The sequence below is a fragment of the Pseudomonas anatoliensis genome (genome assembly GCF_017976235.1).
GTDB lineage: Bacteria > Pseudomonadota > Gammaproteobacteria > Pseudomonadales > Pseudomonadaceae > Aquipseudomonas > Aquipseudomonas anatoliensis.
This window is the reverse complement of record NZ_JACVHC010000002.1, coordinates 478300-496757: the sequence shown is the minus strand read 5'-3', so window position 1 is coordinate 496757 and position 18458 is coordinate 478300. Positions and strand designations below refer to the sequence as shown.

Here is an 18458-nt window from a genome sequence, read left to right as displayed (position 1 = left end):
GATTTGCTGGGGCCTTTCCAGACGCCAAGGAATGGCCCCCCATGCACCCAGTCACAGAACGGCGAACCGCGCATCCTCTCGAATCGCCCCAACGCGAACACCCCGATAACCATTATCTGCCGCTCAAAGCCGCCATCCCCGACTGGCTCGGCAATGCGTCTGCCGCCAAGCGCGAGGCCTTCGGGCGCCAGGCCCCCTTCCTGCCGCCCAAACTGCAAACGGCCACGGACGACAAGCATCGGGCTCTCATGACCTTGAACGCTGCGCACTGGACCGCGCAAAACGATGTCGAGAAACGCCTGGAGCAGCTGCAGGATGCCAGCGCCTTCGCCGAACCGTTGCTGGGGGCAGCGCTGAAAGAGAAATTCGACCTGGAGCTGAACCTCAGGACAACCTTCGTGCGGCTTTACATTCCCGCGAAAACCCCATGGTTTGCGATCAAGACTGGTGCCCGCGCCTGGACGGTCTCGTTACTTGAGGCGGCGTTGCACAACTTCGAGGAAGCGGAAACCGAAGACACCGCCTATGACCCCGAGTCGACCTTCATCACCCAACCCGATGCCAGAGGACAGTTCGATACCTTGCCGTCGCTTAACGCCAAGCTGAGCATCGCGGCGTTTACCAAGCTGTGCCGGGAGCTGGATATAGGCGCCAAATACCAGACCTATCTGCGCGAGAGTTTCGGTAACACCAATCCCGTCGGCGCAGCAGTGCTGCGACTGAAAATCGACCAGAGCCAGAAAGCCGCGATGAAAGCCGCCCTGCAATGGGCACGAATGAGCGGTGACATCAGCGAGGACTACTTCCTGGAGATCGGCGGCCTGCTCGAAGAAACGCCGGACACACAACCTGATCGGCAAGGACTGAAATGCTACGACATGACGATGCTGGAAATGCCCCTGACCGGCATTGTCGTTTTTGCTCCCGACCTGCTGGAATCACGGACGTCGGCAGGACTGGTCGCCTATGTGCCGGATGACACCGAGCACCCGATCAAGGAGTATGCCTCGACCATAGAGATGCTCATCGAGCTCACCCGTCAACTGCGTTCCCGTGATTATCAAAAATTCTTCAGCCGGTTCGTCAACCTTGAGCAGCACGGTATTTTTTTCGCCACGCTTAACAGTCGACTGAGCGAGGTAAAGTGGCACGCACCGGTGGCCGGCAGCAGCGAACCACCATGGCGAGATTCCCCACGCGAACGGCCCAAACTGCAACTGTCCGTTACGCCGATCAACGCACCACTGTGGCAACACCTCTACCAGAGCAAGCTGAACAAGATCCTCAATGATGCCGCGGCCATCGCCGTGCCGACCGCCTTGGTCGACCAGAAAGCACGCTGGGCGTTCTGGGATTCGGTCGTCAATATTGTCTCGACGATCCTGCAGACCGTCGCGTTCATCGTCGCGCCGTTTGTACCCGGCCTGGGCGAGTTGATGATGGCCTACATGGCGTATCAAATGCTCGACGAAGTGTTCGAGGGCATCCTTGCCTGGGCGCAAGGGCGAACCACCGAAGCGTTCACCTACCTGATGGGCACACTCGAATCACTGATTCAGCTGGGCACATTTGCCATCGGCGGGGCGATTGGCGCGGCCGAGTTTCGCAACATCCTGCCCAAGGAAATCGTCGAATTCATCGACCGCTTCAAGCCTGTCGAAATGCCCAGCGGCAAGACCAAATACTGGGAACCGGACCTGACCCGGTACGAGCACACAGCCTCGCCCGCCGCAAATTCCGCACCGAATGAACTGGGCTTGCACGCACACGAGGGCCGGCACATGCTGCCCCTTGATGACGCGCATTTTGCCGTGAGCGAAACAGCTGATGCCGGTGAATACCGGATTGCCCATCCTACCCGGCCTGAAGCCTATCAACCCAAGGTGCGCCACAACGGCGAAGGTGCCTGGCACAGCGAAATCGAACAGCCGCAGGAGTGGGACAGGCCGACAGCCCTGCGGCGGATCGGCCACTCGGTCGAATCATTTTCTGCGGCGCAGCGTGAAACGATCCTGCAGGTCAGCGGCCTCGACGAAGAAGTCCTGCGCACCATGCACGTCGATCAGGAAACGATCCCCCCGCCGCTGTCGGACAGCATCCAGCGCTTCAAGATTGATCAGGACCTGCAACGCTTTTCCGATGATTTACACAGCGAATTGCCCGAGGCGTATTTGCGCGCTGATCCTGTTCTGCAGCTGCAACTGTTGGCCGAACATGGACGTTGGCCGAAGGGCCAGCGCTTACGCCTGCTCGACCCTGAGGGCGAACTCGTCTGGCAGTCGTCCAGCGATGAGAGCCTGCCGCTGACAACCATTCGCCAAGACAGCCTCAAGGACGGCGACCTGCTCAAGACCCTGCTCTCCGTCCTCGACGAACAGCAAGTCAAGGATTTGCTCGGTGAGTCGTTCGCCAGCCCGACACTGGCGCTGGATGTGCGCAGCCAGAAGCTGAGAAGACAGCTGGCACAGATCGCCACACAGCAGCGAACTTCAATCTTCGAATCCCGCTACGACGCCCTTCAGCGCAATGACGATCCGCTGGCTAACCTGCTCGCACAACACGATTCGGGCTTACCCGCCAGCGTCACCCGCGAACTGCTCGACACCGCGACCGGAGACGAGCTTGTGCAAATCAGCGAGGGGCAGTTGCCCCCGCGCCAACAGGCGCTCATGCAACTGGCCAATCAAGAGCTGCGTGTCACCCGCGCCTTTGAAGGGCTGGAACTGGACTCGGTGAACAATCCGGATGCTGACACCTTGGCGCTGCACAGTCTCAAACGAGTCCCCGGCTGGAGTGGCGACGTGCGGCTGGAGATTCGTGACGGGCATTACAAAGGACGATTGCTCGACAGCACAGGAAACGGGGATGCGTCCTTTCTGAAGGTTCTGGTGCGGCAAACCGATGGGACGTACCAGCCTTTCGACGATCTAGGTCAGGAGCTGCACTCGGCCACTGATTTTTATTCGAGCATTCTGTACGCCCTGCCCGACAGCGAGCGGCAAAACCTGAACATTCAGATTGGCCAGGGCGACAGGCTCAAAGCGACAATCCGCGAGCGACCGATGGAACGAAGCGAGCTGCGTCTGGCGATTTTCCCGGAGCCGATCCCGGAACCGCCCCTGGACACGTTGCGCCTTTTGGGGCGTGACGGTCAGCGTGGAGCCGTGGGCGTTTTAGGGGATTATCCGTCTTATGAGCCGACTGGCATCGCGGCTGATGTGGCAAGGGTGCGGGCAATATATCCGGCCTTTACCGCCGAAGAAGCGCGGGTATTCGCAGCCCGGTTCCAGCATGAACCGGCAGGCCTGAGCAACGAACTGGCGCGTTTGCGCACGGAATTCACTCAACTCAGGGATGGCTTGCGACTCTGGAGAGACGCATTGTTGAATGAGATTCCGGCTACCGATCCACCGCTGACATACACCCAGCAGCGGGCCCTGCTGCAGAACCGCGCCCTGTTCAAAAAAGCCGTCGAGCGTTGCTGGCGCCGGGAAGGAAGCGCCGGCGGCAACATGTTGCAGATTACAGAGCCGCTGATCGGCGAACTGCCCACACTGGATGCCGACTTCAGCCATGTCACCCTGCTTTCCTTACAAGGCAGCCCAGGCACTCTCGGCGTTGACCGATTTTTGCAGAATTTCCCCTCCCTGCGCTCCCTGGACTTGCATGATCTGAACATGCCCCGACTGCCACAATCCTTGAGTGCCATGCCACAGCTACAACATCTGACGTTGCGCAATTGCGGCATAAGCCTCTCCGGTGCAGACGCCCCCCGCTTCCCCGCCATGTCACACCTTGCGGTGCTCGACCTGCAAGGCAACCCATTGGGCATAGCACCTGACATTCAGGGTCTGCCTTCATTGCACTTCCTTAACCTCGACAACACCGACATCAGCGCAGCGCCGTCCGGTCTTGTCAGCCATCCGAGTCTTTTTGCCGGTAAATTTGACGGCAACCAGATCACGGAAATCCCCCTGGAACTGCTGTCGTCATCCGACCCGGTCACCGGGGAATTCAGCTTTGCCGGCAACCCGCTCTCGGCCGTAAGCCGGGAGGCAGTGAAGACCGTCTACAACCGGACACGGCAAAACTTCGGGGTGATGATCGAGCAAGCTGACCTCCAGCGCATGACGGAGCTCTTTCCCGCTCTGACCGAAGATCAAGCCAACCATCTGCTCTATGAATTACCAGGATCCCTGGCTGAGGGGCGAACCCGACTGAGCGAATGGCAAGCCGAAGTCACGGTGCTGCGCGGCGAGCTCGCGCAATGGAAAAACCGGATTCCCGAGCGCTCCCCCGGCAGCGACCGCACGTTGAGTTTCAACGAGCAGGTAAGCGAGCTACTGGCAAGGGAGGAATTTGCCGAAAAAATGGAAAGCTTCTGGCGCAGCCGGTTGCCTGGCAATTTCAACGCCAGAAACAATCATCTGGTAGCAAACCTTGAGTTCATGGGGGACATGCCGGTGCTCAGCGCGGACTTCGGTCATGTCACCCGCCTAACGCTCAACGGCAACAAAAACATCACGGCGATCTCACCATTCCTGCAGCGGTTCCCCAATCTGAGAATTCTTGAACTGCGCTCCTTCGATCTGGAACCGAGTGACCTGCCCAGCCTCGACCTGTCAGGCCTCACCACGCTGGAGCTGAAAAATTGCGACCTCGTACTGACGCCTGAAAATGAGGCGGCACTGCTCACCATGAACCAGATCGAGGTGCTCGATTTGAGCGGCAATCCCATAGGTTACCTGTTCGATCTGAAACTGCTGCCCACTCTCAAGACTCTGGATTTGTCCTCGACCTACATCAGCCAGGTGCCGCCAGGATTTCTCGACCTTCCAGAACTGCACAAGGCGACGCTGCGCGACAACTTGATCACTGAGCTGCCAGAGGCGATGTTCGAGTTACCACAGGGCCGTACTCGCGGGTTCGACTTCGCCGCAAACCCACTGTCCATCGAATCGCGCAACCGGATAAAAACCTACTTCCGCGAGACCAGTCACGACTTTGAAGTACCGGCGGATCCATTCGATATAGAACTGGCCAGGCAACTGTTTCCAGCGCTCGATGAGCAAGGCGCGAGCGATATGATTTACGGCCTGCCCGGTACCTTGGCGCAGGGCCGAAATCAGTTACGGCACTGGAGAGCAGAGCGGGAGACCCTGAGGTCGGAGCTCTCTGCGTGGACCACCCAGAGCTCGGCGACTCACCCGGTGACGGGCGTACAGCGAACACCCCTCGAGCTCTACGACGACTACCGGGCACGATCGGAATTTCGCGAGCAGGTGCTGCGATTATGGGAAAGCCGATCGGACACCGGCATGCGCAACGATATCTTCGAAGCGAATCTGGGTTTCTCAGGTGACATGCCAAATCTGACGGCCGACTTCAGTCACGTGCTTACGCTTGATTTCACCGGCAACGCGACCATCAGAGACCTCGGCGAATTCCTGGACCTGTTCCCTCATGCACAAATTTTGAAGATGCGCGATTTCGCACTGGGTCGCGTGCCGGACAACCTCTCACGATTGCCGGAACTCAAAGAGTTGACTTTGAACAACTGCGGCGTGGCAATGACAGCCGGCAGTCAGAGCGTGCTTGAATCCTTTGGCGAACTTCAACTGCTTGACCTGCGCTTCAACTCGCTGGGCACGGCGCCCGATCTGGAAACGCTGCCGTATCTCAACGACGTTCGCTTATCCGACACCGGGATTTCCAGCGTGCCAAGCGGCGTCGCTGATCATCCCAATCTGCGCACCCTCAAGCTTGATGGCAACCAGATAGTCGATGTGCCTGATACTTTCCTTGAGGCTTACTTTGATATTGGCAAGGGCACCGACCTCTCACGCAATCCGTTGTCGGCAGCCAGTCGCCAGCGAATCAAGGACAACTACCGCGACGCCAACCATTTCAACGTGCTGCCGGAGGCGGCAGACATCGCCAAAGCCCAGGAAATGTTCCGGGCGCTGAGCACCGAAGGTGCCGTCCACATGATCTATTCACTGCCGGGCACTCTCGAGGCTGGCCGCGCGCAGTTGCTGCACTGGGAAGCGGAACTGGCAACCCTGAAGCGAGACCTGCGCTTGTGGACCGGGAACGTACCGAGGCGCAATCCGTCCACCGGGAGTTTGTACAGTACTCAGGCAAGAGATCTACAACGGGCACTCAGAAAGGATCTGGGCACAAAACTGAAACGCCTATGGCGCAGCCGATTTGTCGACCCGACCGACCTGCCGCCCGACCTATTGGAAACGCGACTCGACTTTGTCGGCGACCTGCCGAGCTTGACGGCTGATTTCAGTCACATCACCCAACTGAAACTGCTGGGCAATCCCTCGCTCAAGATGTCCGATGGATTTCTGCGCAGCTTCAGTGGACTGAACAGATTGAAGCTGCATAACTTTGCCTTGGGGCGAATACCTCAGGCCTTAAGGCGTATGCCCACGCTCGTATCGCTAAAGCTGCGCAACTGCGGGATCACTTTCGATGCCGATGGGCAGGCTGCGCTGTCTTCACTGTCGCGACTCAGGACATTGGTTCTGCACAACAATCCATTGGTCGATGTGCCAGACGTCTCGGCGCTGACGGAAATGATGTTCCTGGATCTCTCCAAAACCTTGATCGACCGAATACCACCGGGACTCACCAGCCTGCCCAATCTGGAGGAAGCATTGCTCAATGAGAACAACATCAGCGAACTGCCCGATGATCTGTTCAACTTTCCCGACGACGTCGGCTGGAGTATCGACTTGCATGACAACCCGGTCTCTGCGGCTACCCGGGAGCGGATCAAAACCTGCTACCAAACCAATGGCTACGCATTCAACGTGCCGGTCGAAGCCATGGACAGGGAACTGGCCCTTACGCTTTACCCAAGGTTGACCGACGGCCAAATCAGCGGGCTCGTCTACAGCCTGCCCGGCACGCTGGCCGATGGCCGTATCGAACTGATGCGTCGCAACACTGAGCTCGCCACCCTGACTCAAGAGCTTGAGTCCTGGGTCAACGAGACACCGCTGGATCCGTCCAGCCACAGTCCACTGACGGGGGACGCCCTGCGACAGGAACAAGTCAACCGACAGTCTCTCAAGCAAAACCTGGAAAACTGCTGGCGCCGTATCGCGGAGCAGGGGCAGGACGAATTTGACTTCACGTTAGAGGTGCCTTTGACGAGTGATCTGCCCACACCGACGGCGGACTTTGCGCATGTACGCACCATCATCATGGCGAACGGCTCTGGGGTGCCGTCGCGCATCGGCCAGTTCCTGAATCTCTTTCCTGACGCGGAAAAACTGGCAATTCAAGGTTATCAACTCAACGACATTCCAGCCGCCGTACTGTCCATGGAAAAACTGACAGCACTGAGCCTTCGGGACTGCAATATCACACTGACCCCGGCCAGCGTCGAGGCGCTGGCCACGAAAAGCAATCTCAACGCGCTGATTCTAAGAAACAACCCGCTTGGCCTCACTCCCGATGTTGGCAGGCTGGAGAAGTTGTACTGGCTGGATCTGAGCAACACGGGCATCAGCGAGTTGCCACCAACACTCCCCGTGCAGCGGCTGGAGTACGTCAACTTCTCCAACAATGCCATTGTCGAGATACCCGAAAACTTCTGGGACGCCAGCACCACCGAGTTCGATTTCAGCGGCAACCCGCTATCTGCGCAAAGTGCGCAACGCGTGGAAAGTTATCGACTCAGAAGAAGTGTCGCACTGGCAGAGCGTGCTCCGCCGCCATCCGGATCGTCATCCGCCTCCGCGGAAACGGATGGGTCGACGATGTCGATCGACTCCTCGCAGCCCTCGGCATGATTGAGGCTGAGGACGGTTAGCCGCGCTCTGACGGCACCGACGACAATTCGAACGGGCTGCTGCTGCGCCGCTGGTTGCGATCTTCCCGCGGCGTGGCACCGAAGAAGTTGCGGTAGGCGCTGGAAAAGTGCGGCCCCGAGGAGAAGCCACACGACAGGCCGATCTGGATGATCGACTTGCTGGTCTGCATCAACATTTGCCGGGCCTTGTTCAGGCGCAGTTCCAGGTAGTACTGGCTCGGCACACGGTTGAGGTATTGCTTGAAGATCCGCTCGAGTTGCCGACGGGACACGCACACATGCTGGGCGATCTCGTCGGTGGTCAGCGGTTCTTCGATATTGGCTTCCATCAGCAACACGGCTTGCGTGAGCTTTGGATGACTGGAGCCGAGGCGATTCTGCAACGGAATGCGCTGACGCTCGCCGCCCTCGCGGATGCGTTCGACCACCAGTTCTTCCGAAACGGCACCGGCCAACTCTGCACCGTGATCACGGGCCAGCAATGCCAGCAGCAGATCGAGCACGGACATGCCGCCGCACGCGGTCAGGCGATCACGATCCCAATCGAACAGATGACTGGTAGCGATGACCTTCGGAAAGCGCTCGGCAAAATCGTCCTGCCAACGCCAGTGCACCGCCGCGCGGTAACCGTCGAGCAAACCCATTTGCGCCAACGGGTACACACCGGCGGACAAACCACCAATCACGCAACCGGCACGCACCAGTTGCTTGAGCGCACTGCTGAGTGCCGGGGCCAGGGTCGTCGGCGGCTCGTCGGCGACCAGAAACAGTTTCTGGAAGTTTTCCAGCTTGCCGGCCCACGGTTCGCCGGGTAATTGCCAGGCGCCGTCGCTCGGCGGCTCGGCCTGCAAGAACGACAGTTCGTAGACCACGTCCGGATGCACACGCTGGGCAACACGCAAGGCCTCCTCCGCCAGCGCCAGCGTCAACGCTTTAGTGCTGGGCCAAATCAGGAAACCAATTCGATGGGCAGTCATGGGTGGGCGATCCGAAACGAACAACGGTGATGAAGGCATGGGCCAATGCTAGCCCGTAAATGAACGTAAATCGCAAAACCGGCGCAGATCCATTGTGGGAGCTGGCTTGCCAGCGATGGCGGTGTATCTGCACCAGATATGCCAACTGGCCCACCGCTATCGCTGGCAAGCCAGCTCCCACAGGAATTGTAGCCAGCCTTCAGGCTGCGGAGCATGCACTATTTCAGTGCAAAGCGGCAGACCCGTTTACTTGAGGCTACCCGACAAGAATTGCTGCAAACGTTCCGATTGCGGATTGACCAGCACTTCGCGCGGGTTACCGCTCTCCTCGACAACACCTTTGTGCAGGAACACCAACTGGTTCGACACTTCACGGGCGAAGCCCATTTCGTGGGTGACCACCACCATGGTGCGGCCTTCCTGAGCCAGCGCCTGCATTACCTTCAACACGTCGCCGACCAGTTCCGGGTCGAGCGCCGAGGTCGGTTCGTCGAACAGCATCACTTCCGGTTCCATCGCCAGCGCACGGGCAATCGCCACACGCTGCTGCTCGCCACCGGACATGTGTCCCGGGAACGCGTCTTTGCGATGCGCCACGCCAACCTTGTTCAGGTAGTGCTCGGCTTTCTCGCGGGCTTCGGCCTTGGAGACGCCGAGCACATGCACTGGCGCTTCCATGATGTTTTCCAGCGCGGTCATGTGCGACCACAGGTTGAAATGCTGGAACACCATCGACAGGCGCGAACGCATGCGTTGCAGCTGTTTCGGATCAGCGGCTTTCAGCGCGCCATCCTTGTTGGCGACCAGTTTCAGCTCTTCGTTGTTGAGCAGAATCCTGCCCGCGTGCGGCTGCTCGAGCAGGTTGATGCAGCGCAGGAAAGTACTTTTGCCGGAGCCACTGGAGCCGATGATGCTGATCACATCGCCGGCTGCCGCTTTCAGGGAAACACCCTTGAGCACTTCGTGACTGCCATAGCGTTTATGCAGGTCTTGGACTTCAAGTTTGTACATGCGGTCGGTTCTCACAAAAACAGTCAGTCAGTCGTTGAGCAAGCGCCCGTGACGCAGCGCTTCGCGCCCCGCCACCTTGGCCAGCCAGAAACCGGGTTGGGCATAGCGCAGCCGTTCAATGGCAAACAGCACCCCGGACGTACCAGCACATACCGTGCTGACCCGATCGGACACAGGGTCGATCACTTCAAAAATCTCGTCACCGGCTTCAACCCACTCGCCGGGTTTACGCAGAAAACTCACTACGCCCGGGTGGGGCGCGAACAGCAACTCTGTGCCTTCAAACGGCATGCCTTCGCACGCTTCGTGCGCCGCATTCGGCCACTCGCCGGTAATCAAACCTTGCTCGGCGAGGAACGCCAGAATGCCTTCAGCATACCCCTCGGCCTCGGCGCGGCCGGTGTCGGCCTGCCCGCCCAGCTCAATCGTCGTCGCCAGGCACGCCAATGGAATCTGCGCATCGGGGAACTGCCGCGACAGACGCAACCACGGCAGCGAACACGCTTCGTCGAAGGAGCTGCCGCCGGAATCTTCCGCCAGCAAGCCGACCTTCACATTCAAGTGCGCGGCCAGCGAACGCCACTGCGGCCAGTGCTGCGGCAGCGCGTACATGTGCAGCGCGGCTTCGGTGTCGCAGTGCAAGTCGAGCACCACATCAGCGGTGCAGGCATGGCTGAGCAAAACGCGCTGCATGCCTTGCAACTGGCTGCTCGCCGCAGGCAACGCCGTCAGATGATCAGCCATCGCCTGACGGATCAGGCGAACGTTGGCGTGTGGATCATCACCGAGGCTGTCGGCCAAAGCTGCCGCAACCGGCGCGCTCAGCTCAACGAAATCACGGTTGAAGTTCTTGCCGCTGCCCGCCTCGAAACGGCCCTGGTGATTGCCTTGCAGCAATTGCCCAAGACCCAGTGGATTGGCCACCGGCACCAGTTCGATCACGCCGTTGAGCAAGCCCTTGGCTTCGAGTTCGCCGAGGCGCTTTTTCAGCTCCCAGGCGGTGCGCATGCCGGGCAATTCATCAGCGTGCAGGCTGGCCTGAATGTAGGCCTTGCGCTCGCCTTTGCCGAAGCGGAACACCGAAATCTTGCGCTCGCTGCCCAGATGGCTCCACGGTAATACGTGATCGATGCGTTCCATATCAGTGCTTCCGCGGGGCCAGGTAGCTCAGCCAGCGGCGCTCGGCCAGCTTGAACAGCTTCACCAGAATGAAGGTCAGGCACAGGTAGAATACGCCAGCGGTGATGTACGCCTCGAACGGCAGATAGAACTGCGCGTTGACGGTACGCGCCGCACCGGTGATGTCGATCAGGGTCACGATGGACGCCAGACTGGTGGTCTGCAGCATCATGATCACTTCGTTGCTGTACTGCGGCAGCGCCCGGCGCAGGGCCGACGGCAACAGGATGCGTTTGTACAGTTTGAAGCGCGACATGCCCATGGCCTTGGCCGCTTCGATCTCACCATTCGGCGTGGCCTTGAGGCTGCCGGCGATGATTTCAGCGGTGTAGGCGCTGGTGTTGACCGCGAATGCCAGACACGCACAGAACGTTGCGCTGGACAGCCATGGCCAGAGGAAGCTCTCACGTACGGCCTCGAACTGCGCCAGACCGTAGTAGATCAAAAACAGCTGCACCAGCATCGGCGTGCCGCGAATCACGTAGGTGTAGAGCCACGCGGCGCCGTTGACGACCGGGTTCTTCGAGACGCGCATCAGGCCCAGTGGCAACGCTGCCAGCAAACCGAAAAACAGCGAAAACGCGAGCAATTTGAGGGTGGTCACCAGGCCGCCGAAGTACAGCGGCAGAGCCTCCCAGATGACGTTGTAGTCGAAGATCATAGATCAGCCGCCCTTACGCCTACCGAGTAGCGCTTCTCAAGTTGACGCAGTATCAGCAACGACACGCTGGTGATGACCAGGTACATCGCCGCCACTGCGAGGAAGAAGGTGAAAGGCTCGCGGGTGGCATCCGCCGCCTGCTTGGCCTTGAACATCATGTCTTGCAGACCGACCACGGAAATCAGCGCGGTGGCCTTGGTCAGTACCAGCCAGTTGTTGGTGAAGCCCGGAATCGCCAGACGAATCATCTGCGGCACCATCACCCGGAAGAACACCTGAAAACTGCTCATGCCGTACGCCATGCCCGCTTCGGCCTGGCCTTTGGGAATGGCCATGAACGCACCCCGGAAAGTTTCCGACAGGTACGCACCGAAGATGAAACCGAGGGTGCCGATACCGGCGGCCAGCGGATTCAAATCGATGTAATCGTCATAGCCCAGCATCGGCGCGACGCGGTTGAGCAAGTCCTGGCCACCGTAGAAGATCAGCAGGATCAGCACCAGGTCGGGAATGCCGCGGATCACCGTGGAGTACAGATCGCCCAGCCAGGCCAGCCAGCGCACCGGCGACAGGCGCAACGCGACACCGATCAGCCCGAGAACGATGGCCAGGGCCATGGAAGACAAGGCGAGCTGAAGCGTCAGCCATGCGCCATCGAGGATGACAGCCCCGTAGCCTTTCAACATGATTCAGGTCCTCGAAAGTTGGGATGAAAAAATGGCGCAAACCTCAGAGATCCTGTTGCTTGCGCCATTTCGGACTTGTCGCAGAGACGTATTACTTGCCGTAGATATCGAAGGCGAAGTACTTGTCCTGGATTGCTTTGTATTTGCCGTTTTCACGGATGGCCGTGATAGCGGTGTTGATCTTGTCTTTCAGGGCGTCGCCCTTGCGCACTGCGATACCTACGCCGTCGCCGAAGTATTTGACGTCGGTGAAGGCCGGGCCAACGAAGGCGAAACCTTTGCCAGCGTCGGTTTTCAGGAAGCCGTCATCCAGCAGGGTTGCGTCAGCCACGGTGCCGTCGAGGCGACCGGCGGCCACGTCCAGATAGATTTCGTTCTGCGAACCGTACGGCTTGATCTCGGCACCCAGCGGGGCCAAGACTTCGCGGGCGAAACGCTCGTGGATCGAACCACGTTGCACGCCGATGTTCTTGCCCTTCAGCTCAGCCAGACCTTCGCTGACCTGAGTGCCGGCCTTCATGACCAGGCGGGCCGGAGTGTTGTAGTACTTGTTGGTGAAGTCCACAGACTTCTTGCGATCATCAGTGATCGACATGGACGACAGGATCGCGTCGATCTTGCGCACTTTCAGTGCCGGGATCAGACCGTCGAACTCTTGCTCGACCCATACGCACTTGACCTTCATTTCTTCGCACAGGGCGTTGCCGATGTCGTAGTCGAAACCGACGATGCTGCCGTCCGGCGACTTCGACGCGAACGGAGGGTAAGCCGCTTCGATACCGATTTTCAGAGGTTTTTCATCTGCGAAGGAATTCAGCGACAGCACGGACAGTGCCAGGGCGCCAAGCAGCACAAGTTTCTTCATCTTGGGACTCCATCGGTAAAGGGCAAAAACGGCAGAGTGAGCGACAGCCCAATATGCGAATGGGTGAAACGGGAAATCGGTTGCTGCATCGGTGGGAAATTTCCCATTGAAACCGTCGCAGGTTTCAACGTCAGCCACGATGAGCGGGTGATCGGCATTCTAACGACAGGCCCGAAGCCGATATTTCTTCAATGCGACAACTAATTACAGATGCACAGAGAAACCCGCTTGGGCACATTGACAGCCCTGCAATTTCATGCAAGAGCGAACGATTGTGAACCGATCTATGCTGCAAATTGCGGGCCTATTATTCGCAAACCCTTCTAATCCGGCAAGCGCAGCGTTATGTCTTATTTTTCACCGGGGGTTTTAGGGCTCTAAAACGGGGCGATGCGTTTCCCTATGCCCCGGTTCGGCGCAAGCGGTTACACATTCGGTTACGTGGATCTGGCCCGGTAACAGTGGGAAATGTCTTACGGGGGAGATCGATAATTATTGGTTGGGTGATTCAGAATCAAAAGATCGCAGCCTTCGGCAGCTCCTACATTGACCGCGTTGCCACCCCTTTCGCGGATGAACGCCGAACCTGTAGGAGCTGCCGAAGGCTGCGATCTTTTGATCTGCCCCAACAAAAAGCCCCGCCCGGCAAAACCGGACAGGGCTTTCTGCTTTTCAGACCTGCTACTTAAGCGACATTCATGGTCTTGTGCGTATCAATCAAATGCTGCACCACACCCGGATCCGCCAGGGTCGAAATATCGCCCAACCCGTCATATTCCGCCGTAGCAATCTTGCGCAGAATCCGGCGCATGATCTTGCCCGAACGGGTCTTCGGCAGCCCCGGCGCCCACTGGATCACGTCCGGCGAAGCAATCGGCCCGATCTCTTTACGCACCCAGTTTTTCAATTCCAGACGCAATTGCTCGGTCGGTTCCTCGCCATTCTTCAACGTGACATAAACATAAATGCCCTGCCCCTTGATATCGTGCGGCACACCGACCACCGCTGCTTCAGCAACTTTAGGGTGAGCAACCATCGCGCTTTCGATCTCGGCCGTGCCCATGCGGTGGCCAGACACGTTAAGCACGTCATCGACACGCCCAGTGATCCAGTAGTAACCATCGGCATCACGACGTGCGCCGTCACCGGTGAAATACATGCCACGGAACGTCTTGAAGTAGGTGTCGACGAAGCGGTCATGATCGCCATACAGCGTACGCGCCTGACCCGGCCACGAATCGAGAATCACCAGATTGCCTTCGGCCTCGCCCTCGATAATGTTGCCAAGGTTGTCGACCAGCGCCGGCACCACACCAAAGAACGGACGTGCTGCCGAACCCGGCTTCAGCGCATGCGCACCCGGCAACGGGCTCATCATGTTGCCGCCCGTTTCGGTCTGCCACCAGGTATCGACGATCGGGCAACGCGACTTGCCGACATTCTTGTAGTACCAGTCCCAGGCTTCCGGGTTGATCGGCTCACCGACCGAACCCAGCAGACGCAAGCTGCTGCCATCAGCGCCTTCAACGGCTGCCTGACCCGAGGCCATCATCGCGCGGATCGCGGTCGGCGCCGTGTAGAGGATGTTGACCTTGTGCTTGTCGACGATCTTCGCCACCCGGGTGATGTCCGGATAGTTCGGCACGCCTTCGAACAGCAACGTGGTCGCGCCATTGGCCAGCGGGCCGTAGACGATGTAGCTGTGGCCGGTGACCCAGCCGACGTCGGCGGTGCACCAGTAAACTTCGCCCGGGCGATAGTCGAACACGCGCTCGTGGGTCATCGCCGCGTACAGCAAGTAACCGCCAGTGGTGTGCTGCACGCCCTTCGGCTTGCCGGTCGAGCCGGAGGTATAAAGGATGAACAGCGCTTCTTCAGCGCCCATCTCTTTCGGCGCGCAAACGGTGCCCGCCACTTTCATCAGGTCTTCGTACCAGATGTCGCGATGCTGGTTCCACTTGATGTCGCCGCCGGTGCGCTTGCACACGATGACTTTCTGGATGCTGCTGGTTTCCGGGTTGGTCAGCGCGTCGTCGACGTTGGCCTTGAGCGGGATCTTCTTGCCGGCACGGATGCCTTCGTCAGCGGTGATCACCACTTTCGATTTGCAGTCGATGATGCGACCGGCCAGTGCTTCCGGCGAGAAACCGCCGAACACCACCGAGTGAATCGCGCCGATCCGGGTGCAGGCCAGCATGGCGACCACGGCTTCGGGAATCATCGGCATGTAAATGGTCACCACGTCGCCGCGGTGTACGTCCTGACCACGCAGGGCGTTGGCGAGTTTGCACACTTGCTCGTGCAGTTCGCGGTAGGTGATGTTGCGGCTCTCGGCCGGGTCGTCGCCTTCCCAGATGATCGCGATTTGATCGCCGCGCTCGGCCAGATGACGGTCGAGGCAGTTGTAGGAAACGTTCAAGGTGCCGTCGGCGAACCACTTGATGTCGACATGGTGATCGTCGAACGACGTCTGTTTCACCGTGGTGAAAGGTTTGATCCAGTCGAGACGCTTGGCTTGCTCGCGCCAGAAACCGTCAGGGTTGACGACCGACTGCTGGTACATGGCTTTGTAGGTCGCCTCGTCAGTCAGCGTGTTAGCCAGAACCTCGGGACGAACGGGATACAGAGAAGCCGCACTCATCTTTCCTACCTCGGTGTAATAGTTGTTTTTGTATGACCCTGTTGTAACGGGGCGAGGGCCATAGAACCATTCGACGATGGTAGTAACAAGCCCTCGCCCCACCACCACACCCCCTGTAGGAGCTGCCGCAGGCTGCGATCTTTTGATCTTGCTCCTGAAAGGCAACTTCAAAAGATCGCAGCCTGCGGCAGCTCCTACACGGGAATCGCGGTGGCTTTTGGCGATTGTTACCAAATCTGCCAAAAGTGTTTATCAAAACCCGCTCTGTTTACCCCTGCCCTACCTCCCTAAAATTCACCTCGCCAACAAGGCAAAGCGATTAACAACGTTACAGCCCCCACGAAGGCCGTTAATCCAGCTCTCCAAGTAATGCATCAACTACTCAAGCTCCACACGCAACCCCAAAAAGGTTGCGTGACCCCACTCGACCTCAAAAAGGTAACTTTGAAATGAAAGCTTTATTGGTTCTGGCCCTCAGCAGTCTGTGCGCAACCGCCATGGCAGACGAGGTCCCGACTGATGTCGCACAGCAACAACCGATCATCGAGGAATACACTTACTCGACTCACCTGGACATCGCCAACGTTGTATCGATGAGCGAGATTCCAAATGTCTGCGAAGTAGTACCGGCGAAAATGGAGTACGACGACTCCAAAGGTCAGCGTCATATCCTGCGTTACAGCGTGATGGGCAACGGCTGCACCAATTGATGATTGAGACTGCACCGAATTGAACCGCTCAGCGCAACATCGAGGGGCAATTCCAGCCCGACTTCGGTCGGGCTCAGTTGTGTCTGAGAGTGCTCAAAAGGCTTGCAAAACACTAGATGTAGTAAAAACCGAGATTTCTTGCTCGTTTTTTGACCAAATCGACATTCGCGAGATATTTCCGAAAAAAAATCTTCGCCCGGCAAAGCCCCATAAACCCTCGCTCTGACCGAAAAACCGCCCCTCTCGGCCGTTCTGTGAGCCGATTCGCCGCACCACGCGCGTGAAAATTTCCCTATAATGCCGCCCTATAGCGGGCCGCAATATCCCCTTACAGGGAGAACAGCCAGTCTGAAGCCCCGCAGCAGCGTCCAACGTTGCCTGCGCCCATCAGAGGCTCTCGGAACCCCGTACAAATTTCTGTTTGATGCCTGCGTATAGCTGCTGCAAAAAACGATTCCTTTAGATCCAATGCGGCCAGTACGGCCGTGTGAAAAACCAACCTTTCAGTTTTCACACGGGCATCTGGCCCTCACGCAGGAGACGACACGTCATGCTGAGCTGGGACGAATTCGACAAAGAAGACAGTGAAGTAGCCGTGGCAAAAGGCGCAAACGCCGGCCACGCCACTGAAGCCAACATGGACCGCCTCGACAGCGCCGGCGGTGCCGCCGCCCTCGAAGCACGCGCCGTGACGGCCAGTGACTCGGCTGCCGTGGCCCGCGCCAAGGCTGCACTGAACTCCCTCGACGTCGCCGAAGGCCTCGCCGAACTCGAAGGCGCCTCCGCCCGCGTCGCCGTTGACGAAAAGCGCATGATCAACTGCCGCGCCGACCTCAACCAACTCGTGCCATTCAAGTACGACTGGGCCTGGCAGAAGTATCTGGACGGTTGCGCAAACCACTGGATGCCGCAAGAAGTCAACATGACCGCCGACATCGCCCTCTGGAAAGACCCGGAAGGCCTGACCGACGACGAGCGCCGCATCGTCATGCGCAACCTCGGCTTCTTCTCCACCGCCGACTCCCTGGTTGCCAACAACCTGGTGCTGGCCGTGTACCGCCTGATCACCAACCCGGAATGCCGCCAGTACATCCTGCGCCAGGCGTTCGAAGAGGCGATCCACACCCACGCCTACCAGTACTGCATCGAATCGCTGGCCATGGATGAAGGCGAGATCTTCAACATGTACCACGAGATCCCATCGGTCGCGAAAAAAGCCACCTGGGGCCTGAAATACACCCGCTCGATCTCCGATCCGAAGTTCGAAACCGGCACCGTCGAAACCGACAAAGAGTTGCTGCGCAACCTGATCGCCTACTACTGCGTTCTGGAAGGCATCTTCTTCTACTGCGGCTTCACCCAGATCCTCTCCATGGGCCGCCGCAACAAAATGACCGGCGTCGCCGAGCAGTTCCAGTACATCCTGCGCGACGAATCCATGCACCTGAACTTCGGCATCGACGTGATCAACCAGATCAAAATCGAAAACCCACACCTGTGGGATGCCGAGATGAAGGAAGAAGCGACCCAGATGATTCTGCAGGGTACGCAGCTGGAGATCGAATACGCTCGTGACACCATGCCTCGCGGCGTGTTGGGCATGAACGCGGCGATGATGGAGGACTACCTGAAGTTCATCGCTAACCGTCGTTTGTCGCAGATCGGTTTGAAAGAGGAATATCCAGGGACGACTAACCCGTTCCCTTGGATGAGCGAGATTATGGACTTGAAGAAAGAGAAGAATTTCTTTGAGACGAGAGTTATTGAGTATCAGACTGGTGGGGCGTTGAGCTGGGATTGATTACTCGAATAAATAGCAATTTGCTAATCACCACTTGATTAAAAAGCCCCGACCTTGTCGGGGCTTTTTTATATCAGCAACTATTTTCAAGCGAGC

Annotated in this window: 10 protein-coding genes; 3 read left to right on the top strand and 7 right to left on the bottom strand. The window is 58.4% G+C overall.

Annotated elements, in window-relative coordinates; all coding sequences use genetic code 11:
- Nucleotides 1-41: 41 nt before the first annotated feature.
- Entirely contained in the window at nucleotides 42-7811 is a 7770-nt protein-coding gene (locus ICA16_RS07565; RefSeq protein WP_338049914.1) for a dermonecrotic toxin domain-containing protein, read from the top strand.
- Between the two features lie 16 nt (nucleotides 7812-7827).
- On the opposite strand, the gene argR is transcribed toward ICA16_RS07565, so the two are convergent.
- The 7 genes from argR to acs form a co-directional block, all read right to left on the bottom strand.
- Nucleotides 7828-8808 (bottom strand): transcriptional regulator ArgR, encoded by a 981-nt coding sequence (argR, locus tag ICA16_RS07560; protein ID WP_042560546.1) that lies wholly within the window; start codon nucleotides 8806-8808, stop codon nucleotides 7828-7830.
- Nucleotides 8809-9054: 246 nt separating this feature from the next.
- Nucleotides 9055-9819, bottom strand: coding sequence for an ABC transporter ATP-binding protein (locus ICA16_RS07555; protein WP_042607206.1), 765 nt, complete (start codon nucleotides 9817-9819; stop codon nucleotides 9055-9057).
- A 27-nt stretch (nucleotides 9820-9846) separates the two neighbouring features.
- Nucleotides 9847-10959, bottom strand: a complete 1113-nt coding sequence (locus tag ICA16_RS07550; RefSeq protein ID WP_210700336.1) for a M14 family metallopeptidase — start codon at nucleotides 10957-10959, stop codon at nucleotides 9847-9849.
- Nucleotide 10960: 1 nt separating this feature from the next.
- Nucleotides 10961-11659, bottom strand: a complete 699-nt coding sequence (locus tag ICA16_RS07545; protein ID WP_042560548.1) for an ABC transporter permease — start codon at nucleotides 11657-11659, stop codon at nucleotides 10961-10963.
- Entirely contained in the window at nucleotides 11656-12345 is a 690-nt protein-coding gene (locus ICA16_RS07540) for an ABC transporter permease (protein ID WP_007912702.1), read from the bottom strand. The genes ICA16_RS07545 and ICA16_RS07540 overlap by 4 nt, the downstream gene beginning before the upstream one ends.
- Before the next feature lie 91 nt (nucleotides 12346-12436).
- Nucleotides 12437-13210 carry an ABC transporter substrate-binding protein gene (locus ICA16_RS07535; protein WP_150604287.1) on the bottom strand — a complete coding sequence of 258 codons (774 nt, stop codon included), beginning with the start codon at nucleotides 13208-13210 and terminating at the stop codon, nucleotides 12437-12439.
- Between the two features lie 685 nt (nucleotides 13211-13895).
- On the bottom strand, nucleotides 13896-15851 hold the full coding sequence (gene acs, locus ICA16_RS07530) for an acetate--CoA ligase (RefSeq protein ID WP_150604288.1): 1956 nt from the start codon (nucleotides 15849-15851) through the stop codon (nucleotides 13896-13898).
- A 449-nt stretch (nucleotides 15852-16300) separates the two neighbouring features.
- On the opposite strand from acs, the gene ICA16_RS07525 reads away from it, so the two are divergent.
- Entirely contained in the window at nucleotides 16301-16561 is a 261-nt protein-coding gene (locus tag ICA16_RS07525) for a DUF2790 domain-containing protein (RefSeq protein WP_150604289.1), read from the top strand.
- Nucleotides 16562-17111: 550 nt separating this feature from the next.
- A complete protein-coding gene (locus ICA16_RS07520; protein WP_150604290.1) occupies nucleotides 17112-18362 on the top strand; it encodes a ribonucleotide-diphosphate reductase subunit beta in 1251 nt (416 codons plus the stop codon).
- Nucleotides 18363-18458 lie beyond the last annotated feature (96 nt).